General features: G+C 41.4%; 20 protein-coding genes and 3 riboswitches. Of the genes, 13 read left to right on the forward strand and 7 right to left on the reverse strand.

Going from position 1 to position 26,294, the window contains the following annotated elements; translation table 11 throughout:
• Positions 1-110: 110 nt before the first annotated feature.
• The 4 genes from R2B77_RS15385 (at position 111) to R2B77_RS15400 (ending at position 5,353) form a co-directional block, all read left to right on the forward strand.
• Positions 111-1,088: a substrate-binding domain-containing protein gene (locus R2B77_RS15385; RefSeq protein ID WP_203249010.1), complete on the forward strand. Its 978-nt coding sequence runs from the start codon at positions 111-113 to the stop codon at positions 1,086-1,088.
• Entirely contained in the window at positions 1,088-2,551 is a 1,464-nt protein-coding gene (locus R2B77_RS15390; protein WP_203249011.1) for a sensor histidine kinase, read from the forward strand. The genes R2B77_RS15385 and R2B77_RS15390 overlap by 1 nt, the downstream gene beginning before the upstream one ends.
• Positions 2,526-4,073: a response regulator gene (locus R2B77_RS15395; RefSeq protein ID WP_212391904.1), complete on the forward strand. Its 1,548-nt coding sequence runs from the start codon at positions 2,526-2,528 to the stop codon at positions 4,071-4,073. The genes R2B77_RS15390 and R2B77_RS15395 overlap by 26 nt, the downstream gene beginning before the upstream one ends.
• 206 nt (positions 4,074-4,279) lie before the next feature.
• Complete coding sequence (locus tag R2B77_RS15400) at positions 4,280-5,353, forward strand: sugar ABC transporter substrate-binding protein (RefSeq protein ID WP_203249013.1); 1,074 nt, start codon at positions 4,280-4,282, stop codon at positions 5,351-5,353.
• 179 nt (positions 5,354-5,532) lie between these two features.
• On the opposite strand, the gene mnmH is transcribed toward R2B77_RS15400, so the two are convergent.
• Positions 5,533-6,570, reverse strand: coding sequence for a tRNA 2-selenouridine(34) synthase MnmH (gene mnmH / locus R2B77_RS15405; RefSeq protein WP_203249014.1), 1,038 nt, complete (start codon positions 6,568-6,570; stop codon positions 5,533-5,535).
• 22 nt (positions 6,571-6,592) lie between these two features.
• Positions 6,593-7,645: a selenide, water dikinase SelD gene (gene selD / locus R2B77_RS15410; RefSeq protein WP_404830761.1), complete on the reverse strand. Its 1,053-nt coding sequence runs from the start codon at positions 7,643-7,645 to the stop codon at positions 6,593-6,595.
• A 217-nt stretch (positions 7,646-7,862) separates the two neighbouring features.
• Positions 7,863-7,970, forward strand: a riboswitch (SAM riboswitch).
• 121 nt (positions 7,971-8,091) lie between these two features.
• Here selD and R2B77_RS15415 point away from each other — a divergent pair.
• Together R2B77_RS15415 and R2B77_RS15420 are read left to right on the forward strand one after the other, a co-directional pair.
• Complete coding sequence (locus R2B77_RS15415; protein WP_322555745.1) at positions 8,092-9,960, forward strand: bifunctional homocysteine S-methyltransferase/methylenetetrahydrofolate reductase; 1,869 nt, start codon at positions 8,092-8,094, stop codon at positions 9,958-9,960.
• A 137-nt stretch (positions 9,961-10,097) separates the two neighbouring features.
• Positions 10,098-11,366 carry a diguanylate cyclase domain-containing protein gene (locus R2B77_RS15420; RefSeq protein ID WP_203249016.1) on the forward strand — a complete coding sequence of 423 codons (1,269 nt, stop codon included), beginning with the start codon at positions 10,098-10,100 and terminating at the stop codon, positions 11,364-11,366.
• 49 nt (positions 11,367-11,415) lie between these two features.
• Here R2B77_RS15420 and metC read toward each other — a convergent pair whose 3' ends face one another.
• The 5 genes from metC to R2B77_RS15445 all read right to left on the reverse strand — a co-directional run bounded on the left by metC (position 11,416) and on the right by R2B77_RS15445 (position 16,640).
• On the reverse strand, positions 11,416-12,606 hold the full coding sequence (gene metC, locus R2B77_RS15425; RefSeq protein ID WP_203249017.1) for a cystathionine beta-lyase: 1,191 nt from the start codon (positions 12,604-12,606) through the stop codon (positions 11,416-11,418).
• A complete protein-coding gene (locus R2B77_RS15430) occupies positions 12,603-13,724 on the reverse strand; it encodes a methionine biosynthesis PLP-dependent protein (RefSeq protein WP_203249018.1) in 1,122 nt (373 codons plus the stop codon). The genes metC and R2B77_RS15430 overlap by 4 nt, the downstream gene beginning before the upstream one ends.
• A gap of 128 nt (positions 13,725-13,852) precedes the next feature.
• A riboswitch (SAM riboswitch) is annotated at positions 13,853-13,958 on the reverse strand.
• A gap of 126 nt (positions 13,959-14,084) precedes the next feature.
• The gene (locus R2B77_RS15435) at positions 14,085-14,831 is read right to left on the reverse strand and encodes an ABC transporter permease (protein ID WP_203249019.1); all 747 of its coding nucleotides are present in this window, start codon (positions 14,829-14,831) and stop codon (positions 14,085-14,087) included.
• Entirely contained in the window at positions 14,828-15,559 is a 732-nt protein-coding gene (locus R2B77_RS15440) for an ABC transporter ATP-binding protein (protein ID WP_203249020.1), read from the reverse strand. Before R2B77_RS15440 ends, R2B77_RS15435 begins: the two co-directional genes overlap by 4 nt.
• Positions 15,560-15,608: 49 nt before the next feature.
• Complete coding sequence (locus R2B77_RS15445; RefSeq protein WP_203249021.1) at positions 15,609-16,640, reverse strand: AI-2E family transporter; 1,032 nt, start codon at positions 16,638-16,640, stop codon at positions 15,609-15,611.
• A gap of 304 nt (positions 16,641-16,944) precedes the next feature.
• Here R2B77_RS15445 and R2B77_RS15450 point away from each other — a divergent pair, with 304 nt between their 5' ends.
• The 7 genes from R2B77_RS15450 to guaA all read left to right on the forward strand — a co-directional run bounded on the left by R2B77_RS15450 (position 16,945) and on the right by guaA (position 26,051).
• Positions 16,945-17,487, forward strand: a complete 543-nt coding sequence (locus R2B77_RS15450) for a DoxX family membrane protein (RefSeq protein WP_212391906.1) — start codon at positions 16,945-16,947, stop codon at positions 17,485-17,487.
• A gap of 161 nt (positions 17,488-17,648) precedes the next feature.
• Positions 17,649-19,124, forward strand: coding sequence for a nicotinate phosphoribosyltransferase (locus R2B77_RS15455; RefSeq protein ID WP_203249023.1), 1,476 nt, complete (start codon positions 17,649-17,651; stop codon positions 19,122-19,124).
• Positions 19,125-19,229: 105 nt separating this feature from the next.
• Entirely contained in the window at positions 19,230-20,051 is an 822-nt protein-coding gene (gene nadE, locus R2B77_RS15460) for an ammonia-dependent NAD(+) synthetase (protein WP_203249024.1), read from the forward strand.
• Between the two features lie 220 nt (positions 20,052-20,271).
• Positions 20,272-21,222 (forward strand): AAA family ATPase, encoded by a 951-nt coding sequence (locus R2B77_RS15465; RefSeq protein ID WP_203249025.1) that lies wholly within the window; start codon positions 20,272-20,274, stop codon positions 21,220-21,222.
• Positions 21,219-22,433, forward strand: a complete 1,215-nt coding sequence (locus R2B77_RS15470) for a DUF58 domain-containing protein (RefSeq protein WP_203249026.1) — start codon at positions 21,219-21,221, stop codon at positions 22,431-22,433. The genes R2B77_RS15465 and R2B77_RS15470 overlap by 4 nt, the downstream gene beginning before the upstream one ends.
• Positions 22,430-24,619: a DUF4129 domain-containing transglutaminase family protein gene (locus R2B77_RS15475; RefSeq protein WP_203249027.1), complete on the forward strand. Its 2,190-nt coding sequence runs from the start codon at positions 22,430-22,432 to the stop codon at positions 24,617-24,619. The genes R2B77_RS15470 and R2B77_RS15475 overlap by 4 nt, the downstream gene beginning before the upstream one ends.
• A 121-nt stretch (positions 24,620-24,740) precedes the next feature.
• Entirely contained in the window at positions 24,741-26,051 is a 1,311-nt protein-coding gene (gene guaA / locus R2B77_RS15480; protein ID WP_203249032.1) for a glutamine-hydrolyzing GMP synthase, read from the forward strand.
• Between the two features lie 179 nt (positions 26,052-26,230).
• Positions 26,231-26,294: riboswitch (purine riboswitch) on the forward strand. This riboswitch is flagged as partial in the annotation.

Raw genomic sequence — 26,294 nt, forward strand, 5'->3', positions numbered from 1 at the left:
GTAGAACGACGAGGCACCCTAACTGTAGGGTGCCTTCGAATTTACTAGAGCGTTGTCAATTTTTCAACAGGTGGTAAGATGAAAGGAAAGTATTAGAAAGGGGGAGGCGTATGCGGAAGAAAGTTGTGCTCATACTTGTTGCACTCATCGTCGTTTTTACCTATATGACGGTTATGTCAGCTGTTAAGGCATTCCGTTCAACAAGTGACATGCCTGCAAACCTCTCCTCAGCACCGGCGTCTATTCGTCTTGTACTCATTACACAAGAGCTGGACACTCCTTTTTGGAATCAGGTTGGTCAAGGGGCTATGCAGCAGGCACGAAAAGAAAATGCTCAGCTCGAAGTTTGGGGAAGCTATGGTAATAACAAAGATGCTTTTTTAAAGAAAATGGAGGTTGCCATTCATTCGAAGGTAGACGGCATTATTGTGCAGGGACTAGATAATGAGGAATTCAAAGAGCTCACAAAGATAAAGGCGGCTTTTTATGGTATACCTGTCATTACGGTAGCAAATGATGTGCCTGTCGAAGAAAGTTTACGCAAAACATATGTTGGTTCAGACCAATATTTGGCGGGAGAGATAGTGGCAAGTCGATTGATAGAAGAAATGGGGACATCTGGAGAAGTAGTGATTCTTGGAGACCAACAACAGGCCTTTTATCAAAAAGAACGTTTGGCAGGGATTCAGGATATATTAGGTAAATATCCAAACATCAGCATGATTGTGAAAGAGACAGCAGATACAAAGGAACAAGTGATTGCCACGACGCAAAGGGTGATGAATGAAGTGCCTAGCGCGACTGCCTTTATAACAATCAATGCAAATTATACAGGACCGATGATTCAGGAAATCGAGAGACGCACACAAGTGATCCCCTATTATATTTACACGTTTGATGATGGCGTAGAGTCGACCTCCCTCCTAGCACAAGGCAAGCTTGATGGGGTTTTAGGGCAGGAGCCGGAAAAAATGGGCAGCGAAAGTGTAAAAAGGATGATGGAATGGATATCGGGTAAGACTGTTCCACTCGATTCAAATGGTTATCTCACCGAAGCGAGAATGATTGAAGCGAAAGGTGAAGAGTAATGACGACGATTCAAAAAAAGATTTGGATGCTAGTATCGATGATGCTCCTCATTATGGGCATTATTTGGTTGACGCTGACACATTATAATCAGAAAACACAAGAGCAATCGAATATGATTTTACAGCGCTATTTGCGGATGAATGAAGTGACAACAGCTAGTCAACAAATCATTACTCATTTAAATAATTACTTAGTCAATCCAACAGACCGGCATAAGCAACAAATTGAAAAGAGTATAGGTATTCTTGAAGAGGTAAAACAGGACGTAGCAGAGCTGAGAAACGCTGAAAATACATTTTCAGTAACAAATTATATTCATTTGATAGATAGTCTAATTGAAACGACGAACCGTTCCATTCTCTTTTCAGACGAGCGAGAAGCGGAGGGGTCGACCAATCAATTCAATGAGGCAAATCGTATTTCTTTGTATATATCAGAAATGACACTGACGATTTTAGACCGTGAATTAAAGTCTTCGAATCGTTTTTACAGAGCGATTATTCAACAGTCAGAGGAGTTGAAAAAGCTCGGTATTTGGTTGCTGCTGCTAATGACTGCTGTGTTATTATTAGCAACTTACTGGTTTTCACTTAGTATTACAAGACCGATTCATCAACTGACGAAGGCGGCCAATGAATTATCTCGAGGTCATTTTAATCAACAAATTGAAGTGAAGTCCAATGATGAGATAGCCTTTTTAGCAAAAACGTTTAACAAGATGCGGATAAACATCAATGACTTAATAGTGGAAATCCAACAAAAGGCATTGCTTGAGCATGAACTCCAGCAAAGTAAGCTGTTATTGAAGGAGAGCCAGTTTAAAAGCTTACAAAGTCAAATAAATCCACATTTTCTATTTAATACATTGAACACTTTGTCGAAAAAAGCTTATTTGGATGGTGCGGAGGAGACGAGCGATCTTATCGTCAGTGTGGCGGGTTTACTGCGCTATAATTTGAAGCGAATTGACCGTTCCGTGACGTTATTTGAAGAAGTGGTTGTGTTGAATCAGTATATGGATATCCAAAAAGCGCGCTTTAGAGATCGTTTGCAATTTAAGGTGGACATTGACGAGTCATGTCTACAAGTGAAAATTCCGGGTTTAACACTTCAGCCGATTATTGAGAATGCGGTCATCCATGCGATTGAGCCAGAGGAGAATGGCGGCACTATTTGGTTTACAATAAAAAGGGATGACTCCAGTGTCATGATTGAAATCGAGGACAGTGGAAAAGGAATGACACAGGAGAAGATGGAGCAACTATTGCTCGGACATGTTGTTCCAACCGAAGGACATTCTACCGGCATAGGCTTTCAAAACGTCGTAAAAAGATTGTATTTGTTTTACGGAAAAGAAAATATCATCACGATTGATAGTAGAGAAGGGCGAGGGACAAGGGTAGTCATACAAATTCCAACGGTAAGGGAGGAAAATGATGATGAGGCTTCTTATTGTGGATGATGAGCCGACTGAACTAGAAGGAATGCAAGCGATTTTACAAAAGGCTTTCCCTGAACTCACAATTTACCAAGGGAAAAATGGCAAGATGGCGATTGAATTGGCCGATATCATTCAACCAGATTTGGTTTTGATGGACATAATGATGCCGGGCATGACGGGACTTGAAGCCATTGAAAAGATTCAAGTAAGTCATCCAACGACTAAGTTTGTCATGGTGACAGCATTTGATATGTTTGATTATGCAAGGCAGGCTATTAAGCTAGGCGTAAAGGATTACTTGCTGAAGCCTAGTAAGGCAAGTGAGATTGTAGCGACAGTGGGGAGAGTATTGGAGCAATGTGAGCGTGAGCGTGAGTTTGAGGTTGCGAGTCAGCTACAGCAGAAAAAGTGGCAAAAGACCTTGGCGCTAGCAGAAACAGACATTGTGACACAGTTATTATTCGACCATGTACATGAAGTGCATATCGATATGCTCGTCGAGATGTTGGCGATTCGCTCTACCTATGAAAAGTTTGTCATGGTCATATTGCTGCCGGAAAAAGCAGAGCGTCATTATGTGTCAATTAAGGAAAAAGTACGCGAAATGGGAGATGCTTGGGTAGGTGCCTTATATGGGCGACAACTTCCTATTATTGTTTTTCGTGATCAAAAGAAGTCCTTTCGTTTGCAAGCAATTACACTAGCCAAAGCCATTTTAGTAATGGATAAAGAGCAAGCAGGCTCGGATTGGTTTATAGGAATCGGTCAAGTGTATGAGTCATTAGATGAAATTCGTCAGTCCTATCAAGAAGCGCTCATTGCGACTGCAGATACAACAATAGCGACCAAAAGTCGATTTTATGCTGATGTTCCAGCCCTTAGTGTTGAAACAGACAAACAGGTGATTAAGCAGCAGCAAAAGGACTTCTTTGACCAAATTCGTTTGGGCGATTGGGGATCCATTCGTTCGGGGGTACTAGATTTAATTCAGCAGCATGAGAATGAGGGGAATTCACTAGTATACACGCAGCAGAGAGTCCTTGAGTTACTCTGGATCGCAAACCGCGTGATGGACGAAATGGGGATAGAAACAGATACCGCATTTTTCTCATTTCAAGTACAGGATTATCGTCAATTATGTACAGAGACGCTGCTGTTAATCGATCAAATGAATATCAGCTACGAAACACATTACGATCGTTTAGAAGCCGATAAAATCCATCAAATAAAACACTATATTAGTGAGCATTCACATCAAGATATTTCACTAGATGTTCTTGCGCAAAGGGTCAATTTAAGCCCAATTTATATTAGTAAAATGTTCAAGGAAAAGCTAGGCATTAACTATATCGACTTTTTAACGGAGTGCAGAATTGAAAAAGCGAAGAAGCTGATGCGGGATCCAGAGCTTAGTTTAAAGGAGATTACGTTTGAAATTGGTTATAACGAGCCGAATTATTTTAGTAAGGTGTTTAAGAAAATGTGTGGAGTATCCCCGAAGGAATATCGGAAAACGTTAGTAAGTAAACAAGTTGAAGTTTAACTTGAATCAGCAAATGCATTTGCTGATTCTATTTAAGCCTCCGGCGGATGTTAGGGATTTTGAGGGGAGTTAATTGTGAATCGAACAGCCAAGGGTTCGATTTGCCGTATTTCTGCGTTTTTTGCAGAAATTAAGGCACTTAGAGAAGCACAATTCAAAATCCCAACGCAATTACGCCGAGGCGCAATTGATTAGGGGGTGATTGGTTGAAACAAAAGGTAATCGTCGCGTTATTTTTGGGGATGGTCTTCTTGCTAAGTGCTTGTATAAATATGCCGCAACAGGAGTTGGAGGCTGTTGAGTTAGAAGAACAGGTTCCTCCTGTTGAGAAAGATGGTCCAATTCGCATTGGATTTGCGATGGATACTTTTCTTGAAGAACGATGGCTGAGAGACCGTGAAATGTTTAAGGAGTCCGTCGAAGCGCTGGGAGCCGAGGTCGAGATTGTTGCGGCGTATGGGAATGATGCGCTTCAGATATCGCAGGCAGAGACACTTATTCAAAGTGGGATTGATCTTTTAGTCATTGTGCCACATAATGCGGAGGCAACAGCAGCGATTGTCCACAAGGCACATCTTGCTGGAATAAAAGTCATTGCTTATGACAGACTTGTTAAAAATGCAGATCTCGATTTGTATGTGTCTTTTGATAATGAGCGAGTAGGTGAATTGCAGGGCGAAGCAATCACTGCACTTGTGCCGAAAGGTAATTATGTTTTTATTGGTGGGGCGATTACGGATAACAATGCACATTTATTGAAAAAAGGTGTATTTAATGTACTGCGTCCCTACATTGAACGTGGTGATATTACCATTGTTTACGATCAGTGGACGGAGGATTGGACTCCAGTGAATGCAAAAGCCAATATGGAAGAAGCCCTTCGAACAACCAATATGCAAATTGACGCGGTGATTGCTGCGAATGATGCAACAGCGGGCGGTGTCATTCAAGCTCTTGCCGCTGCTGGATTAGCGGGTCAAATACCGGTTACTGGCCAGGATGCGGATTTGGCAGGAGTACAACGTATTGTTGCAGGGACACAAATGATGACAGTCTATAAACCGCTTCAAACACTTTCACAGGAAATCGCGAAACTAGCGGTTGCAATGGCTAAAGGTGAGACGATATTTACTGAGAGAAAAGTAAATAACGGGAAAATTGAAGTCCCTTCCGTGTTGTTAACACCCATTGCTGTAGATAAAGACAATGTGGAAAGTACAGTTATTGCAGATGGCTTCCATTCTTTAGAGGATGTGTATCAAGTGACATCGAAGGAATAAGAATTCGTTTTTTGAACTAGCTAACTGAAATATTCTCCTTAGTCAGTTTTATAATTGATTTATCCAGTAAAAAATAAACACCCAGAATCTTAAGACCACAAAAGTCCATAGATTATAGGTGTTTATATGTTGAGATTAAAGATTCTGATTAAATTTACTGTAGTATCGGACGACTTCACTCAAAAATTCAGCTCATCTATAACTCTAAGTATCTGTCGAAAAGCATCATCCACATCATTTGCAGTAATATGGACATGTTCCCCCTCGGTATGTTGATGGATAGAATGCTCATAACGTGGGTCGTAGTAGTGTTCGAGTAAGAGTTTTGTAACCGACGAAAAGTCACCAATTGCCAAGTCATCTTCGATTTTTTTGGCAATTGGAGTGTGTAGCCGTCTTTTTATAATTTGAAAAGCTTCTTTAAAATGTTCTGGATATTTTTGTGGCTCATAATCAATAAGAATATTGTTGACCCGCTCTTCAATCGGTAAATGTATACTAAGTTGTACGCCTGTTTCTTTTTTATCGAATAAGAAAGGGGGCATACTGACTTTGCCAATTCGTCTGCTTTCGCCTTCGATAAAAACATAGGGCGCTGTTCTCAGTCGGACCAATTCATGGACGAGTAGTGAGTCGAATTTCTTTTGGTTGCTGGGCTCCAATCCAATTTGACCGAAGATAGAACCGCGATGTCCAGCCATGTTTTCTAAATCGAGAATGGGAAATCCTTTGTCAGCTAGTTTCTTCAAAATAGCTGTTTTGCCTGATCCGGTATAGCCGTTAAGTACAACAAAGGTCGGTGGGAAGTCCTCGCGTTCTAACTCATGGACAACCCATTGCCGAAAAGTACGGACCCCGCCAGCCAACCGAGTCGTATGGATACCCATTAAGTCGAGGACAGTGGCAGCCGTTTTACTGCGCATACCGCCACGCCAACAAAATACTGTTATGGGTGTTTCAATTTGTTTGAATGCGCGAATGAAATCAGGTAACTTCTTTGAAAAGACTTCAAGTCCTCGTTCCTTCGCAGCATCTTGTCCAACCTGCTTATAGAGCGTTCCGATTTCAGCCCGTTCCTCGTCATCAAAAACGGGAATATTGATGCTACCAGGAATGGTTGCTTCATTAAATTCTTTCGGGGACCGTACATCGATGAATGTATGTGGTCCCTTGGCTTGTACGGCTAATAATTCGTCTATCGTTAAGTCTCTAAACACTTTCTTCACCTTCTACACTAAATTATGAAACAACGATACGACCTTTATTATCCTCTGTTACTTCTCCGATAATTCGTGCGTCAACGCCTTGTTGTTGAAGATCATTCAGCAATTGTGTAGCTTCCTGCTCTGCCAATGCAATGAGTAACCCGCCAGATGTGACAGCATCACATAAAATCCAACGGTCAATTTGATCGAGTGTATCTGCATATGTCACAACATTTGCTACGTGGGCAAAGTTGTTTTTTGTGCCTCCAGGTACTTTACCTGCTGCGGCAAGTTCCTTTGTGCGTGGTAAAATGGGCACTTGAGTGGCATGGATATGAATGCCGACATCACTTGCTTTGGCCATTTCAGATGTATGACCAAGCAACCCGAAGCCTGTCACATCCGTAGCAGCATGGACATTGTACTTCGCCATTGCTTCGGCAGCTGTTTTATTAAGTGTAGTCATTACTTTTGTCACTTCAACGACTTCATCTTCAGACAATAACCCATTTTTCAATGATGTTGTGTAGATGCCAACGCCAATTGGTTTTGTTAATAATAATTTGTCGCCAGGTTTTGCCCCCGCATTTGTCCGTACTTTATCCGGATGAACGACGCCTGTGACGGCTAATCCAAATTTGGGTTCCTGGTCGTCAATGGAATGTCCACCAACAAGTGTGACGCCAGCCTCTTTTAATTTATCACCAGCGCCTCGTAAAATATCCGAAAGGATGTCTTTATCCAAAGTAGCAATCGGGAAAGCTACGATATTCAATGCTGTAATGGGCTTACCACCCATCGCATAGACATCGCTGATGGCATTGGTCGCCGCAATTTGTCCGAAATCATAGGGATCATCGACAATCGGTGTGAAAAAGTCGAGTGTTTGTACCATTGCGATATCGTCTGTCAGTTTATAAACACCTGCGTCGTCACTTGTATCGAGACCGACGAGTAAATTTGGATCGGGCATAGCAGGCGGAAGCCCACGTAATACTTGCGCCAAGTCGGCAGGACCAATTTTACAGCCGCAGCCGCCTTTTGTTGTGAGTGAAGTCAATTTTACTGGAATCGTATTCTCCATCATGCATCCACCTTTCGATTGTAAATCTGTTATTAATCTTAACACAATGATGGGAAATACTTATTAGATGTTGAACTAATGATTCCCCGTAATCTTCAGCGAAGGTGCCTTTCTAAATTCATCACTTCCAAAAAGGTATTGCAAATTTTCTATAAATAGCGTAAGGTTGTCAATAATAGAAATAGATCTTCAATTAGCAGTAAAAACAATTTAATAGTTTTTCTTATCTAGAGAGGTATAGGGACTGGCCCGTTGACACCTCAGCAACCACCATTATTGGTACGGTGCTAATTCCAGCAAGTCGAAAAATTGGCTTGATAGATGAGGAAAAGACTTAGTCGAATGCAGAGTCTTCTTCCTTTATTCAATAAAGGAAGAAGCTTTTTTGTTTCTATATAAATTTTTTAAACTAGCTATATGGAAATTGGAACTAGAGAGGGGATAGGCAGTTGGCAAATTTACTTGAGACGATGAAGGAACGTATTTTAATTGGTGATGGTGCGATGGGAACATTACTTTATACAAACGGGGTAGACCGTTGTTTTGAGGAGCTAAATTTGACGCATCCTGAACAAGTGCTTCACGTTCATCAAGCCTATATCGGGGCAGGGGCTGATGTGATTCAAACGAATACATATGGTGCCAACTATATAAAGTTAGCGCGTTATGGACTAGAGGATAGTGTCGAAGAAATCAATAAGGCGGCCGTTGCTATTGCTAAAAAAGCTGCGGGGAAAAATACATTTATTCTCGGAACGATTGGGGGCATTCATGGTTCCAAAACATTGATTGGTACTAAGGAAGAGATCGAGCAAAGCTTTAAGCAGCAACTACAGTGTCTGCTTGCTGAAGGTGTGGATGGCATTCTATTAGAAACCTATTATGATTTTGATGAATTAACAGCAGTGCTCAAAATTGCACGGGAAGCGACGGATATTCCCATTATTACGAATGTCTCGATGCATGAGGCGGGTGTCCTTCAAAATGGCTTGGCGCTCGCAGATGCTTTGCAGCAGTTGGAAGCGTTAGGCGCAGATGTTGTGGGAGTCAATTGTGGATTAGGACCATACCATATGCTGAAAGCTTTAGAGGAAGTCCCGTTGCCGAAGCATGCCTTATTGGCTGTGTACCCGAATGCTAGCTTCCCGAGCTATACGGATGGCAAATTGACGTATGAAAATGAACCTGATTATTTTGGTAAACTGGCACCTAATTTTCGTAAGGAGGGTGTCGGATTACTTGGAGGATGTTGTGGCACGACACCGGCACATATACGTGCACTGGTGGATGGGCTAACGAATCGGGTGCATGTGCAAGATAAGCAAGTGAAAGAACAAGCGGCGAAAATGAATGCTACGGAGCCAAAGAACCTTGATAAACCAACCTTGCTTGAAACGGTGAAAAAAAGACATTCGATTATTGTGGAATTGGATGCACCTAAACACTTAAATACAGCTACTTTTTTTGAAGGGGCACAGGCCCTGCATAATGCAGGTGTGGATGCCATTACATTGGCTGATAATTCCCTGGCATCCCCAAGAATTTGTAATGCATCAATGGGGTCATTAGTAAAACAAAATATTGGTGCAACGCCTCTTGTCCATGTGACCTGTCGAGATCGTAACATCATCGGCCTGCAATCACATCTCATGGGACTCCACACAATGGGTATTACTGAATTATTGGCAATCACAGGAGATCCAACGAAAATTGGTGATTTCCCTGGTGCAACATCCGTTTTCGATGTGACATCCTTTGAATTGATTCAACTCATTAAGCAATTTAATGAAGGGATTTCATGGTCTGGGAAGTCGTTGCAACAGAAAACTTCGTTTACAGTAGCGGCGGCCTTTAACCCGAATGTTCGTCATATCGATCGAGCTGTACAACGAATGGAGAAGAAAATAGAGGCTGGGGCTGATTATTTTATCACGCAGCCAATCTATAGCCCAGAAAAAATTATTGAATTGTACGAAGCAACAAAGCATATCGAAGCTCCGATTTATATCGGTATTATGCCGTTGACGTCATCACAAAATGCAGAGTTTCTTCACAATGAAGTGCCGGGTATTAAGCTGACAGATGAAGTTCGGGCAAGAATGGGGCTGTTTGCGGGAGACCGTGAACAGTCTACGCGAGAGGGCATAGCCGTTGCAAAGGAATTGATTGACGTTGCTTTGGAACATTTCCATGGTATCTATTTGATTACACCGTTTATACGTTATGATATGACGGTTGATTTAACGGAATATATTCATGAAAAAGTGGATGCTGGTGTGACAAAAGAGCCAAAACAAGCGGGTAGTGTTGTTTATTGATAAAGCCGACATGGTCATAATGTCTATCGAAAAGAGAGTGCCGAGTAATTCAGCACTCTCTTTTATAATCACTCTGCACTGCTTCCAAACATGTTTTGAATTATAATAGTTTATAAGTTGAATATGGGGGGAGTATTATGGACGAACTAACGAATTTAGGGATAGGTGTAAATCCAACAATCGATGAGTATCAACTCATTTGGGAAAATACCAATGATGCTATTTTTATATTACGCAAAGATGGTGCAATTATTCAAGCGAACCCTGCCCTACAGGACATTTTAGGTTGGAGTTTAGAGGAAATTGAAGGGGTTTCAAGACCGCCATTTTTCATGGATGACTTTACACAAGAAGATCATCAGAAGCAACTCGATGTTTTGAGAAGTGGGGAGAGCACGCATTATTTTGAAACAAAGCGCAAGCATAAGGACGGCACCGTGAAGGATGTGTTGGCCTCCTACCGTGCTATTAATAATGAAGATGTGTTGGCAGTAGCGATGTATAAAGACATCACGAAGGAAAAGCAAACGCAGCATCAATTGACCGTTGCAGAAAGCTGTTACCGAACATTGGTCGAGTATTCTCCGGATGCGATATTAGTGCAAAGTGATGATGCATTGACCTTTGTTAATCCAGAAGCTATTAAACTTCTTGGTGCTAAAAATGAGGATCAGCTCATTGGCAAGGCTATCTGGGATTTCATTGAACCGAAGGACGGGGAAGATAGGAGTCGTGTCATTGACGCGTTGAAGAGTTTAGAAGCGGTGAAAACGGACCCGATGATTGAAAAATTTGTTCGATTTGATGGTACAACAATATGGGTAGAAATGATTGCAATCCCTGTTCAGCATGGGGGAGAGAGGGTTATTCAGGCTATATTGCGAGATATAACGGTTCGGAAATACTATGAGGATCAGCTGACCTATATGGCTACCTATGACCCGATGACAGGGGTTGTCAATAGAAGCACGTTCATTGAGGCATTAGAAATAGCCGTTGAACAAAAGGATATCTTTGCGGTGTTATATCTCGATTTAGATAAATTCAAGTCCATAAATGATTCACTAGGACATGCCGTGGGAGATGAACTGCTTATCCAATTTGCAGGCAGAATGAGAGACAATATTCGTAGTATGGATGCAGTAGGTCGAATTGGTGGCGATGAATTTCTTATATTATTACAAGATATGAATCCCTCAAAAGTAGAAAAAATTGTGAGTAGAATGTTGAAGCATTTTAGTGAGCCCTATGTAATTGCAGGACAAAAAGTGTTCGCGACATCCAGTATTGGTATTGCGATGTATCCAGCAGACGGTGCTGATGTGGCAACATTGATGGACAATGCTGACAAAGCTTTGTACAAGGCCAAGGAAAAACGCAATCATTTTGAGTTTTATCAAGCATAAGCAACGCCCCTTGTGAATGGATCATCCATTTACAAGGGGCGTTGTTGGTTTATGATGAGGTTTTTGTTGTTACTAGTCTCTCCGCAATCCGTAAGGCTTGATCAAAATCAGCAATCAAGTCATCGACATGCTCAAGTCCAACTGAGAAGCGTAGCAGACCATCTGTAATACCACGTTTTTCCCGTTCAGCTTTTGGCATCGCAGCGTGAGACATTTGTGCTGGATAAGAGAGAATCGATTCAACGCCACCTAGACTGACAGCGAAAACTGGGATTTTGACATTTTCCACAAATGCTTTGGCTGTCTCTCTGTTTGGTAAACGGAATGACAATACTGCGCCTGCACTTGTGGACTGTTTGGCGTGAATCACGTGTCCTGGGTGACTCGCTAAACCAGGGTAAAACACCTCTTCCACTAGTGCATGCTCATCCAAATAGGAGGCGATTTTAGTCGCGGAGGCAGTTGATTGCGTCAAGCGAGCTCCTAAAGTTTTAATCCCTTGAATAAGTGTATAGGAATCTTGCGCACCTAAAATAGCACCGAAGGAATTTTGGATAAATGCCAAGCGTTTGCCGAGCTCCTCATCCTTTGTCACAGCTAGACCAGCGATGATATCACTATGCCCTGATAAAAACTTCGTTGCACTATGCAGGACAACGTCTACACCTAAATCGAGTGGACGCTGATAAAGCGGCGACATGAATGTATTATCAAGGAATGTTAAGCAATTATTCGCTTTTGCAATATTGACCACAGCTTCAATATCCGTAATGCCCAGACGTGGATTGGACGGTGTTTCGATGTAAATCAATTTTGTATTCGGCTGGATTGCTTGTTTAATAGCCTCCAAGTCGCCCAAGTCTACAAAGGTGTGATCAATCCGAAATTTCGTCAATACCTCGGTAACAAAGCGAAATGTTCCGCCGTAAACATCTTCAGTGATGACAATATGATCATCAGCAGACAACAGCATAAATGCTGAAGAAATAGCAGCAATGCCAGAAGCAAATGCCAGCCCTCTTGCACCGCCCTCCAAAGCCGCGATTGTTTTTTCTAAAGCATCTCTTGTTGGATTGCCAGAACGACTGTAATCATAAGGACCGAACTTATCAAAGCTTTCTTGATGGAACGTAGAGGATAAGTAAATCGGCACATTGACAGCACCTGTTTTTTGTTCGAAATCTCCGCGTGTTGATGCATGAATGATGGTTGTTTCCAATCTTTCTTCACGTGAACTCATAGCTGAGGCACCTCACTTTGTAATGTCGCAAATACTTGCTTTAAATCTGCAATTAAATCATCCGCATCTTCTACTCCAACGGAAAAGCGTAGCAATTTGTCATCGACGCCACGACGTAGCCGCTTTTCCAATGGGATATCTGCGTGGGTTTGAGTTGTTGGATACGTAATGAAACTCTCTACGCCGCCAAGACTTTCCGCAAATGTAATCAGTTTCAGGTTTTCTAAAAATGGTCCAACCCATTCGCCTTCTTGCAGGCGGAAGGACAGCATACCGCCTTTTCCTGGATACAGCACATCTTTGACAAGCGGCTCATTTTGTAAATAATCTACAATGATTTTCGCATTGCTATCATGTTGTTTCATGCGCAAGTGGAGTGTTTTTAATCCTCGAACGACTAACCATGAATCGAAAGGGGACAGGACCGCGCCAATTGCATTATGGTTGGAGCTAAGTTTGGCACAAATTTCTTCCCCTTTTGCCACAACCAATCCAGCAAGCACATCATTATGACCGCCAATGTATTTCGTTGCACTATGCAAAACAATATCAGCACCGAATTCAATTGGCCTTTGGAAATATGGTGTATAAAATGTGTTATCGACAATGAGCAACAAATCATGCTTTTTGGCGAGTTCCGCGTATTGAACAATATCAATTTCCAGCATCAACGGATTGGTTGGTGTTTCGATGAAAAGAGCTTTAGTTTTCCCTGTGATCAATTCCTCGGTCTCTTTAACGTCTTTATAATCTGTGTACGTCGTCGTAATGGAATAGATGTCGGCATAATAGTCTAGCAGGCGATATGTTCCGCCATAAATGTCTTCCGGACCAATCAACTCGTCGCCTGAACGGAACAGGGATAACACTAATTGAATCGCAGCCATACCGGAACTACAGGCGAAACCTGCATCTCCACCCTCCAAGTTCGCAATGCCTTCTTCTAAAATGGAGCGTGTTGGATTTTTCGTCCGAGAGTAGTCATAGCCAGTCGATTGACCAAGTCCATCGTGCTTGTAGGCCGTCGATAAATAAATCGGCGGGTTGACCGCACCGGTTTTCGGATCACTATTATTTCCTAGCTGTACTAATCGTGTTTCAAAACTTTTGCTCGTCATTTTTTATCATCCTTTTCACTTGAAATGAATTACACTGGGCTTTAATTGCTGAGGGGATCTCTGTAAAATAAAATTAAAAAGAGGACCCTCTATAAGAAGAGGGCCCTCAAATAATATTGAAGTCAATCTTCTTATCTTCAAGACGGCTATCGTCTATTGGAATTAGCACCATACCTTTCTAGGCTGGTTGCTGAGACATCATCGGGCCACTCCCTACGTCTCTCTTGATAAGAATAAAATATGAAATTATTAGAAAAGATTAATTTATCCAACTCTATCATGTTATGAAAAAAAAGACAAGAGGCGATTTTTAGTTTCTTGCCCAATCTAGCTCCAGTCTCTGTACAGGTGCTGGAGTTTTTATCTCAACAGCTGCATGCGCTGATTGAATAACGTTGGATAGGATAAAAATCCGAGCAATGCACTCGTTACGGCGGCGGTCGTTAGTAATAGGAAAATAATGAGCAATTGAAACTGGACCGCTTGGACAGGGTCTGCACCTGCAATAATTTGTCCGCTCATCATACCCGGGAGCTGGACTAAGCCAATCGTTTTTTGACTTTCGATGGTTGGAATCATACTCGATTTAATGGCTGTGATGAGCTGTCGATGAATGGCTTGCTTTGGCGTCCCTCCGAGTGACAAAATCAATTCGGTTTCCTCGCGATGTGACTCAACCTCTGCGGAGAATCGGTTGAGAAATAAAATAGCGAGCACCATAGAGTTGCCGACAACCATGCCGCTAATTGAAATGATATATTGGGCAGTCGCTGGTACGATATGAAAACCAAGTAAAATACTTTGTGTCAGTACTTCAACGACAATAAGTGTTACTGCGATTTTCCACGTAATCCCCTTGATGGCTTGCCCTTTCTTACGGGCATTTTGTGTAGCTGCTGCAATCATTAGCGTCACCATTAAAAAGATGTATAACAAGCTATCCGATTCAAAAACAAATTTAAGAATATAGCCGACAGCAAACAATTGGATAATGGAACGAAACGTTGCGATAATCGTATCTTTTTCCAAGCCCAATCGTAATGTTTTGGATAGTGACAGAGGAATGACAACGAAAATTAGAGTGATGGCTAGCGTCAGATAACTCATTCAACATCCCCCTGTACAAAGCGTTTAACGAAATCATTGGTCGATGATTGTAGCAAATTGCTGTCACCTGCTTCTACGATTTGCCCTTCTCGGAGTACCCATGTGTAGTCGCCAATGGACAGTGCTTGCTCCAAATTATGTGTAATCCAAATAATCGTTACACCGAATTCCCGGTTGATTTTGACGATTAATTCCTCAATTTCACGTAAGGATGTTCTGTCTAAGGCGGATGTAATTTCGTCTAACAATAGAATATTGGACCGATTGATGAGTGTACGAGCAATGGATACCTTTTGACGTTGTCCACCTGATAAATCAGCTGTTTTTTGCTGTAAAAAGAGTTTATCAAGTCCGACATCTTCCAAAATATCGATGGCTTTTCGTTCAGTCAATTGCTTACCTTGTAGCTCTAAAGGAAGAGCTAGATTTTGCAAGACAGTCCCTTTAACCATCGGGGCATTTTGCAGGGCGATGCCAATATGGCGGCGCAATTCGATAGGTGGATAAGTTGAAATGGGTTCATTATCAATAAAAATAGTCCCGGACGTCGGGGATATCAGACCATTGCATAATTTGAGCAATGTCGTTTTTCCTGCACCAGAAGGACCGACAAGTGTCGTAATTTTCCCTTTTGGAAAAGACCCCGTAATCTTTTTTAAAATATGTATATCGTCAATCGAAAAATCAACCTCATGAAAGTGAATGGCAGGTTCATATGAATTTGACATGTAGTTCTCCCTTACTGCTTACTAGTAAATAAAGAAAAAAGACAAGGGATTATAAATCTACCTTGTCTTTTTTGTTGATGGGTTCCTTATCTGTGACATCTAGTATGTCCAGCAGGAACACAAACACTGGAATCCCGATAATCAATCCCCAGACGCCAAAGAAGTTTTGAGAGAAAATGAGCACGACGAATGTGTAGAAGACGGGCAAGTCTGTTTTAGACGACATTAATTTTGGGTTCAAGATATAGGCTTCGATTGCATGAATGACCATGACGGCGATTAGCAAGTAAATGACAGTCAGGTATCCGCCAATCGTAAAACCAATGATTGCCAGTGGTATTAGTGAAATAATAACGCCAGCGACTGGAATGAGCCCTAAGAAGAAAATCATAATGCCCAAGCCAACGATTTGTGGGAATCCAAGTACCATCAACAAGATAACTGATAAAACTGTATTGACAAGTGCGATGATAAACTGTGCCTCTATTACTTTACCGAAAGTACGTGAAAACTTTTTTCCGAAAAATTCAATTTCATAATAGAATGGAGCGATCTTACTATTTTTAAATTTGCCCGTGAATTCAATTAAACGTGGTTTTTCAAGAAGGAAAAATAAACTTAAAATCAAGGCAATTAATACTTGGACACTCGTTTTACTAATATCTGTGAAGGATTTTAGTAAAAATGAAAATCCATTTTCCAAATAGGCAGTTATTTTTTCGCTTGAAATGATAGATTCGACAAAATCCAATAACGGATTGTTATGTGGTGTTATAGAAAAGCTTGTAATTTGCTTAATAAGCTGGCTGATTTCCGTTGAAATAAGAGGTAAGTATTTAACAAGTCCGATTGTTAGAATGCCGACAATCGTTGTATAGAGTAGAATAACGAGAAGTTTACGATTTAATCGAACTCGTTTGACTGTGAATTCAACAAGTCGATTCATTAAAAATGAAAAAATAAATGTAAGTAAGATGAGATTCATCATACTTCTTACGCTAAATAGAATGAAAATAATTAAAGCAAAAATAATGACCCGTTTTACACTTTTATTCTTAAAGAAATCAGTTATCACTTCCATATTTTAATAATACCCCTCATTAATTATTTTGTGTGAAGATTTTGTCGTGATACGTCTAATAATAGTATCAGCTTATAGAGTAGATTTTACAAGTGTGAACTTCACTCGTTATCCATCTTTTTAAAGATAGACTACCCATTTAAATATGTATATAACGATTAGAAAAGCATTTACCTATAATTTACGTTAAAGAAGTGTGTCTTCTATATGTATGAGCATGGACTAAACAATAAGACATTACTGTGAACATATGGGAAATCGACTAATATTATTGTATAATATAAGAAAGAGAAGGAGTGATACTATGTTGAAGAAAAGCACAATTATCATCCCGGAAAACCCGCTTTCTAGTTTTTTATTTAGTGACACGCGTTCAGCAGTTATTTGGTTATTTATAAGACTTTATGTCGGTTATGCATGGTTGACGGCTGGTTGGGGCAAAGTAACGAGCGATGCTTGGACTGGTGAAAATGCCGGAGCAGCTATTAATGGATTTGTTTCAGGTGCTATTGCGAAGTCTCAGGAGGGTGGAGACGTATCAGGTTGGTTTGCGACATTTTTGGAAAATGCCGTATTACCAAATGCTAAACTATTCGGATTCGTAGTAGCATACGGCGAATTATTAGTTGGCCTAGGGTTGATATTTGGTCTATTAACAGGAATTGCAGCGTTTTTCGGTGCATTAATGAACGTCAGCTTCTTGCTAGCCGGGACATTAAGTACAAATCCGATTCTATTCATCTTGGCAACTTGGTTGGTGCTCGCATGGAAAGTAGCAGGCTGGTATGGACTTGACCGTTTTGCACTACCGAAACTAGGAACACCATGGAAGAATACGAATAAGTAGTAGAGCGGATTTTGACAGGAGTAATCTCGTAATTGGAGATTGCTCCTGTTTTTATGGTCAAAGAAATTGTTGTGAAAGATCGTTTTATGTTAGATGACATCGAAATTGGGGTAAATGGTGTATACTATTGGTACCTAAAGTAATCGGAAGAAGGAGATCATGTGAGTTCGAAATATGCAGATGATAGCTTAGCTTTACATACGGATCTTTATCAAATCAATATGGCAGAATCGTATTGGGCAGATGGGATCCATGATCGGAAATCAGTGTTTGAGTTATTTTTCAGAAGCCTGCCATTCGGCAATGGGTATGCGGTATTTGCGGGACTTGAAAAGGTTCTCGATTATTTACGCAATCTTCGATTCAGTGAAAGTGATTTGGCTTATTTAAAGGATGACCTTGGTTATGAGAATGACTTTATTAACTATTTGAAGGATGTGCGTTTCACTGGCGATGTCTATTCGATGGTGGAAGGTGAGTTGGTTTTTGCCAATGAGCCAATCATTCGAATTGAAGCACCTCTTATTGAAGCACAGCTGATTGAGACGGCAATTTTGAATATCGTCAATTATCAAACGCTAATTGCGACGAAAGCAAGTCGTATTAAACAAGTTGTGAAAGACGAAGTCGTTATGGAATTTGGGACACGTCGTGCGCATGAAATGGATGCGGCGATTTGGGGTGCCCGCGCATCCGTTATTGGAGGCATTGAAGCGACTAGTAATGTTCGTGCTGGGAAAAGATTTGATATTCCGGTGTCTGGGACACATGCCCATTCGATGGTGCAAGCCTATAAAAGTGAATATGAGGCATTTCATTCCTACGCGAAGCGCCATAAGGACTGTGTTTTCCTTGTAGACACTTATAATACGCTGAAGATTGGTATACCAACCGCGATTCAAGTGGCGAAAGAATTAGGTGACAAAATCAATTTTATCGGTGTGCGTCTTGATAGCGGAGATATTTCATTTTTATCGAAAGAAGCACGGCGTATGCTGGATGAAGCAGGATTTACGGAGGCGAAAGTAGTCGTTTCTAATGATTTAGATGAGTATACAATTTTGAACTTGAAAGCGCAGGGAGCAAGGGTAGATGTTTGGGGAATCGGCACGAAACTAATCACAGCTTACGACCAGCCGGCACTTGGGGCTGTGTATAAAATTGTTTCCATTGAAAATGCACTTGGTGAAATGACCGATACGATTAAAATTTCTTCGACAACAGAAAAAGTGACAACGCCAGGACGGAAAAAATTGTACCGCATCATTGACTTGGAAAATGGTAAGGCTGAAGGGGACTACATTACGATGTACGATGAAGACCCTGAGTCTGAGAAGCGTCTTAAAATGTTCCATCCCGTTCATACCTTTATCTCGAAATTTGTAACGAATTTTGAAGCGAAAAATTTGCATCAGAAGGTTGTTGAAAATGGTAATATCATTTACGAAAACCCACCGCTGTTGCAAATGCGTGACTATGCGAAAGAGAATTTGAATTTATTATGGGATGAATATAAACGCTCATTGAATCCAGAAGAGTACCCTGTCGATTTAAGCCAGAAATGCTGGGATAACAAAATGCGTAATATCCAGGAAGTTCAGGAAATGGTAGAGGATTTTAACTTCAAACAGCAGTAATTTCACACTCTGTTAGAAGTGAAATTAATTTCTCTTTCTCATTAGTGGCTTGCTGGATGTAGAGAAGGGTACGTAGTTATATAAAAGGGGGGGAGGACAGTGGTAATGCTACAACAAAAGATTATTGCCGAGCTGAAGGTACAGCCTGTCATTAATCCTCAGGAAGAAATTCGTAAGTCTGTAGACTTTCTGAAAGCTTATGCCAGAAAAAATTCGTTTTTAAATGGCTTCGTGTTAGGGATTTCAGGTGGACAGGATTCAACGTTGGTCGGAAAGTTAGCACAGCTAGCTGTCGATGAGCTGAACGATGAGGTGGGGGCGAATCACTATAAATTCATTGCGATTCGCTTGCCTTACGGGGTTCAATTTGACGAGGATGATTGTCAGGATGCCCTCGATTTTATCGGACCATCGTTGGTATATACGGTAAATATAAAAGAGGCTGTTGATGCAAGTGAGCGTACACTGATGGCCGCTGGTGTGAAGCTGACGGATTACTCCAAGGGCAACGAAAAAGCGCGAGAACGGATGAAGGCCCAATATTCTGTTGCTGCGATGCATAATTGTGTGGTGCTTGGGACGGATCATGCGGCGGAGGCGATTACTGGATTCTATACAAAATTTGGAGACGGTGGCGCTGATCTAATGCCGATTGCTAGGTTGAACAAGCGGCAAGGCAAACAGTTGCTCAGTGAACTCGATTGTCCGGCCCATCTCTATTCGAAAGTACCAACTGCAGATTTGGAAGGGGACAAGCCGGCATTGCCGGACGAAGTTGCCTTGGGGATTACGTATGATCAAATTGACGATTATCTCGAGGGGAAAGAAATTCCGACTGAGCCCCGAGAAAAACTGGAGAATTATTTTTTACGCTCCCAACATAAACGACATATGCCAATCACGATTTTTGATGATTTTTGGAAATGATATTTGAAGGACTCCTATTATAGGGGTCCTTTTAATTTGCTGAAGCAAATTAATCCTCCGGAGGATGTCACAAATTTTGTAGAAGTTCTTTACTTCCAGCAAGAGTAAAAATGTGATTGATGGGCTTAAGTTGTGTGAGAAAGGGTTATCCTGTATTATTAAATTATATTTTGTTAATATTTAGATAAGGTGATTATTGTATCCAATTGGGGGATTTGGGATGATATATAAAGGAATGATTGAAAAAGTTCTGACGAATATTGAACAAGTGATGATTGGAAAACGGGATATTGCAGAGTTGAGTGTTACGGCGCTTCTTGCGGGTGGACATGTCCTGCTCGAGGATGTGCCCGGTGTTGGTAAAACGATGATGGTTAAGGCGTTGGCAAGGTCGATAGGTGCCGATTTTAAACGGATTCAGTTTACGCCGGACTTGCTACCCTCTGATGTTCTTGGTGTTTCTATTTACAATCCAAAAGAGATGGAGTTTGAATTTAGGCCGGGTCCGATTATGGGCAATATTGTTCTCGCGGACGAAATTAATCGAACATCGCCGAAGACACAATCTGCATTGCTGGAAGGAATGGAAGAATCCTCCGTGACGATTGACGGAGAAACGATGAGGATACCTCAACCATTTTTCGTTATGGCAACACAAAATCCAATTGAGTATGAGGGAACATATCCATTGCCAGAAGCACAATTGGACCGATTCTTATTCAAATTAAAAATGGGCTATCCGACGAAGTTGGAAGAGTCGGAAATACTAAGCCGAGCTGAAAAGTCTGTGCCGCTAGACAAGTTAGAAACAGTTATTTCGCTGGACGATTTGAAAGAGTTGCAAAAGGCGGCCACAACGGTAACGGTCGATGAAACGATTAAATCATATATTGTGGACTGTGCTTCGCAAACGCGTAACCATCCTTATGTTTATTTAGGTGTGAGTCCGCGGGGGTCATTGGCATTGATGAAAGCGTGTCAGGCTTTTGCGTTGATGAAAGGTCGAGCGTATGTGACGCCAGATGATGTGCAATACCTTTCACCATTCGTTTTTGGTCACCGTATGATACTGCGTCCCGAAGCAAAATATGAAGGGATTTCCACGAAAGAGATTGTGGATCGAATATTGACAAAGGTGCGCGTACCGGTCAATAAGGTTGGAATCAAATGATAAAAGCCAGAAAGATGCTAGATATTTCCGGGCGCTTCCTTTTTGTGGTAGGTGTCTTAGTGGTGACATTTGTTTTCGCTATGTTTCAAGGGGGCCAGGTTAGTTGGACGATTTTTTATAGTCTATTGCCTTTTGTTGTGTATTCCACATTGCTATTTTTCTACCCACTTTCAGAGGTTACAGTAAAGCGATCGATTGACACGATGAATATTCAAAATGGCGGTAAATGTCAAGTGTCATTAACGGTAAGGCGTAAGAGTCGATTTCCATTATTGTATACGGTTGTAAAGGAAAGATGGGAAGAGGATGAAACGGCTTTATTGGCAGGAGAGCAACGAAAAAAAATGTTTCTTTTTGGATTTCGCAAAGAGATGAAGTGGCAATATGAAATTGAACAAATGCCAAGGGGAGAGCATGTTCTACAGGGAGTAGTCATTGAAGTGTCGGATTTTTTCGGCTGGCTACGGAAAACGAAAATGATTGCGGCGAGAGATACCATTTTAGTGTTTCCGAAAATGATAGATTTGAATTATGTTCCATTCGATACACAATATGACCGTGGGACGCTAGCTTCATTATTGAACATTGTCAAGGATACGACAATGGCGACGGGCGTTCGGGGCTATCAGCCGGGCGATCGAGTAACGTGGATTCACTGGAAGTCGTTTGCACGAACGCAGACGTTGATGACGAAAGAATTTGAGGATAGGCGTTCACAAGAAGTACTGCTCCTATTAGATGGGAGAACGTCCACGGCATTTGAGGCGCAAGTAGAGTTGGCTGCTTCTATATTGAAGGAAGCCTCGAATCATCAAGCGGAACTAGCGTTGATGACGACTGGGCTTGAATCTTCCTTATTTCCATTTATTCATTCTGAAGAGCAACTCCATCAGGCGCTTATTCACCTTGCGAAAATAAAACCAACGGATGAAGAAAAGACTGCGCCATTAGTAGATTTTAGTACGGAATTTCAGCATGGAGGCGGCATTGTACTCATTACAGGAAAGCCAGATTGGCCCTTTATGCAGTCCGTGTTGCGCAATGCTAAAAACGCACGTTCAATCATGTGTTTTGTAGTGGTGAAAGAGAATGAACCGATTGACCGAGGGATGGAGAATGACATTCGATTAGCGAGATCAAAGGGAGTTCTTGTCCATGTGCTTGGGAGAGAGCGGTTTAAAGAAGCTTTTCAAGAGGTGGCAGGCCAATGACAGGACAGCGAATGGACAGACGATTTTTAGTTTTTCTTTATATACTTAGCTTTGTTCTTTTAAGAGAATGGCTTATGCCGGTAATGGAATTGACGGATACGGATTACTTGGAAATATTCTTGCTTTTTGTTGTTCTGTCTTTTTTATTGGCATTAGTGCGTGTGAAGTGGTGGATTGCTGTACCGGTTAAAGTAATCTATATCGTGTGGGTCGTTCACTATGTCTATTTGGATAAGCTTCTATTTTCAAAGGATACGGTGTGGTACATACTCTCAGATTTTCTGTCGAATGTTCCGATTATCTTCAGTGCTGATTGGGATGCGATTACGAATCCGTTCAAAACTGCTTTGTTTTTCTTTTTATTATGGATGACGACCTATCTGATTCGTCACTGGATTGAAGTGAGAAAAAGTATTTTACTTTTTTACATAATGACGGTTGTGTTTATCGCTTCAATTGATACGTATAGTCCTTATTCCGCGGATGGGTCGATTATTAGAATTATGGTAGTAGGTTTATTGTTACTCGGTCTGCTTTACATTTCCAAACAGCTGGAATTGTATAAAGAATCTATTACGCCTGGTGCCATCATTGTCTTCTCGCTTCCGCTTCTTTTTACGGTAGCGGTGAGTGGTGCTTTGGCTAATGTATTGCCGAAGCAGGAACCGATTTGGCCAGATCCTATCCCTTATATTAAGTCGGTTGTTCAAGGAACTGGGGTAGGAGGTGGTTCGGTAGTTTCAAAAAGTGGTTATGATACGGATGATTCAAGGCTCGGCGGGTCATTTGTTCAAGATGATACGGTCGTTTTTGAAGCGAAAGTAGCCAGTAAGCAATATTGGAAAATCGAAACGAAGGATACGTATACATCAAAAGGTTGGGAGCAAACAGCTACAGACAGTACTCAGATGGCTTATATGCCGGGGGAGGAACTAGGGGAACCTGAACTTGAAATATCAGATAAACCATTGCTACTTGCAGAACTTCAAATGTCAGAACGATTTCCGTTCATTATATATCCGTATGGGTTGAAGAAAGCATATGCGACGGGTGATGTGAATTTCCTTCATTCGGACACGTCAGGGAAGTATAGTACGACACTTTTGGGGAATGAAGACTCACTTGAGACATATGAAATGGAGTTCAAAGAGCCGTCTTATAGTTTATCGGCGTTAAGGGCTGCAGAAATGTCTGATTATGCTACTGAACCAGAGGATTTCACACCGTACTTGCAGCTCCCCGAGCAGCTTCCGCAGCGGGTAAGGGATTTGGCGGAGGAAATCACAGCGCCTATTGATAATGTTTATGAAAAGACAAAGGCGATTGAAAGTTACTTCAAGAGAAACGGGTTTGTGTATACACAGCAAAATGTAGCAGTACCAAAAGCCGAAGATGATTATGTAGATCAGTTCCTCTTCGATACGAAAAGTGGCTACTGTGATAACTTCTCAACATCAATGGTTGTCATGCTACGCGCTCTTGATATCCCCGCGCGTTGGGTAAAAGGCTTTGCGCCGGGGGAATCTGTACTAAATGAAAGCGGAGAACGAGTTTTTAAGATTACGAATAATGAAGCACATTCGTGGGTGGAGGCGTACATGCCTGGAGTTGGTTGGATGCCATTTGAGCCGACCATTGGCTTTGGTGGCCTAGCGGATGTCGATTATGATTTGGAGCTAGATTTAGCGAATCCAGAATATCCGGAAGTGAAAGAGCCCGAACGACCGAAGTCTGAGCAGGTGAAAAAACCTGCAAAAGAGAATGGAAATGCTGCATTTACAAAGTACGTAGATTCTATTGTAACGTGGGTGAAAGATAACAAATGGGTATTAGCAGTTAGTACAGCTGTGCTAGTATTTGTTGCTTGGCGAATATTTGCCATGCGAGTAAAATGGCTGCCACGTATACTAGTTTTTGCAAGTCGCTCTGGAAAAGAAGATTGGGAAACATTCAGTAAGCAGTATACAAGTTTGTTGAAACAACTTGATCGTCTTGGACTGAAGCGTGCCAGTGGTATGACTTTATCCGATTATGCAATGATTGTGGACGACTACTTTGGTGGGGATACAATGAGGAAACTGACGACTGCTTATGAAAAAGGTTTGTATGGTGGAAATACAACCAATCATGAGTGGGTAAGTTTGAAGGAAATGTGGGAAGATTTAATCAAAAGGACTTCGGGGTGATTTTGAGGTATAGTCGTAAGAGATAAAATATTCAGGATTTAATTTGGTTACCGATGAAGAAAAAAAGTAATTGTTGAAACAGCCGAAAAGGTGTAGAATAGTTGGATTAAGAGGAGGTTGTATCAACTTGAAGCAGGACAATATCTTAGTGTTGGATTTAGGTAGTAGTGAGAATACGACAATTGCCCGTTGGATTCGTGAACTAGGTGTGTATAGCGAGATTCATCCTCATGATATTACATCTCAAAATATTGAACAGTTAAAAACGGTAAAAGGAATTATTGTAAATGGCGGTAAAAATAATGTCATTGATGGAGAAGCGATTGATGTATTAGATGAAATTTACGCTCTAAATATTCCGGTCATTAGCGTAAACCACCCATCAACAAAAGCATTGAAAGTGCTCGAGCAATGGCCAAGTGAAGAAGAAACAAAAGCATTGTTAAAAGACTTCGTGTTCCATATATGTAAGGCGGAAGCGAACTGGAATATGAAAAATTTCATTGATGACCAAGTTGCTTTAATCCGGAAACAGGTAGGCGATAAGAAAGTATTGTTGGCACTTTCAGGCGGAGTAGATTCGTCTGTTGTTGCGGCATTATTAATTAAGGCAATTGGTAAGCAATTAGTTTGTGTGCACGTAAATCACGGTTTAATGCGTAAAAACGAGTCTGAGGGCGTTATTCAAATGTTCGAAAAAGACTTGGAGGAAAACCTTGTTTACGTGGATGCAAGCGAGCGTTTCTTAGGTAAACTAAAAGGGGTAGGCGAGTCAGAAGAGAAACGTAAAATTATCGGCAATGAGTTTATTCGTGTATTTGAAGAAGAAGCGCGTAAATTTGAAGGAATCGACTTCTTGGCACAAGGAACAATCTATCCGGATATTGTAGAATCCGGCACGAAAACGCATAAAGTCGTTAAATCTCACCATAACGTTGGAGGACTTCCAGAAGATTTGCAATTTGAATTAGTGGAACCGTTATTCCAATTATTCAAAGATGAAGTACGTGCATGTGGTGTTGAGTTAGGTCTTCCGCATGATATGGTATATCGCCAACCATTCCCAGGACCAGGTCTAGGTGTGCGTGTTTTAGGTGAAATTGAGCCTGATCGCCTGGAAGCAGTACGCGAATCAGATGCTATTTTACGTGAAGAATTTGCACTCGCGGGATTAGACCAAAAGGTTTGGCAGTACTTCACAGTTGTGCCTGACTTCAAATCTGTCGGTGTACGAAACAATGAGCGGACATATGAATATCCAGTCATTATTCGTGCAGTAAACACTGTAGATGCGTTGACAGCAACGATAGAACAAATCGAATGGCCAATCCTTCTGAAAATCACTGATCGGATTATTAATGAAGTGAAAAATATTAATCGCGTGTGCTATGACTTGTCTCCGAAACCGGGCGGCACTATTGAGTGGGAATAAAATCAATTACGCCTCGGCGTAATTGCGTCCGAATTTTGAATCGAGCAAGCTCGATTGACACCTTTCAAAATCCGTGACATCCGCCGGAGGCTCTATTTTGTTCAGCGGGTGTTTGAATACTCCTTGAGCAAGGAACAAAATCACGTTAATCTCTCCACCTATGGAAGTGGGAGTCTTTTGCTGAATAAAATAGAAGTTATCGTATAAAGCTGGGGATATGGCCCAGAAGTTTCTACCGAGACA

This window comes from Sporosarcina beigongshangi (assembly GCF_033485195.1).
Taxonomy (GTDB): Bacteria; Bacillota; Bacilli; order Bacillales_A; family Planococcaceae; genus Sporosarcina; species Sporosarcina beigongshangi.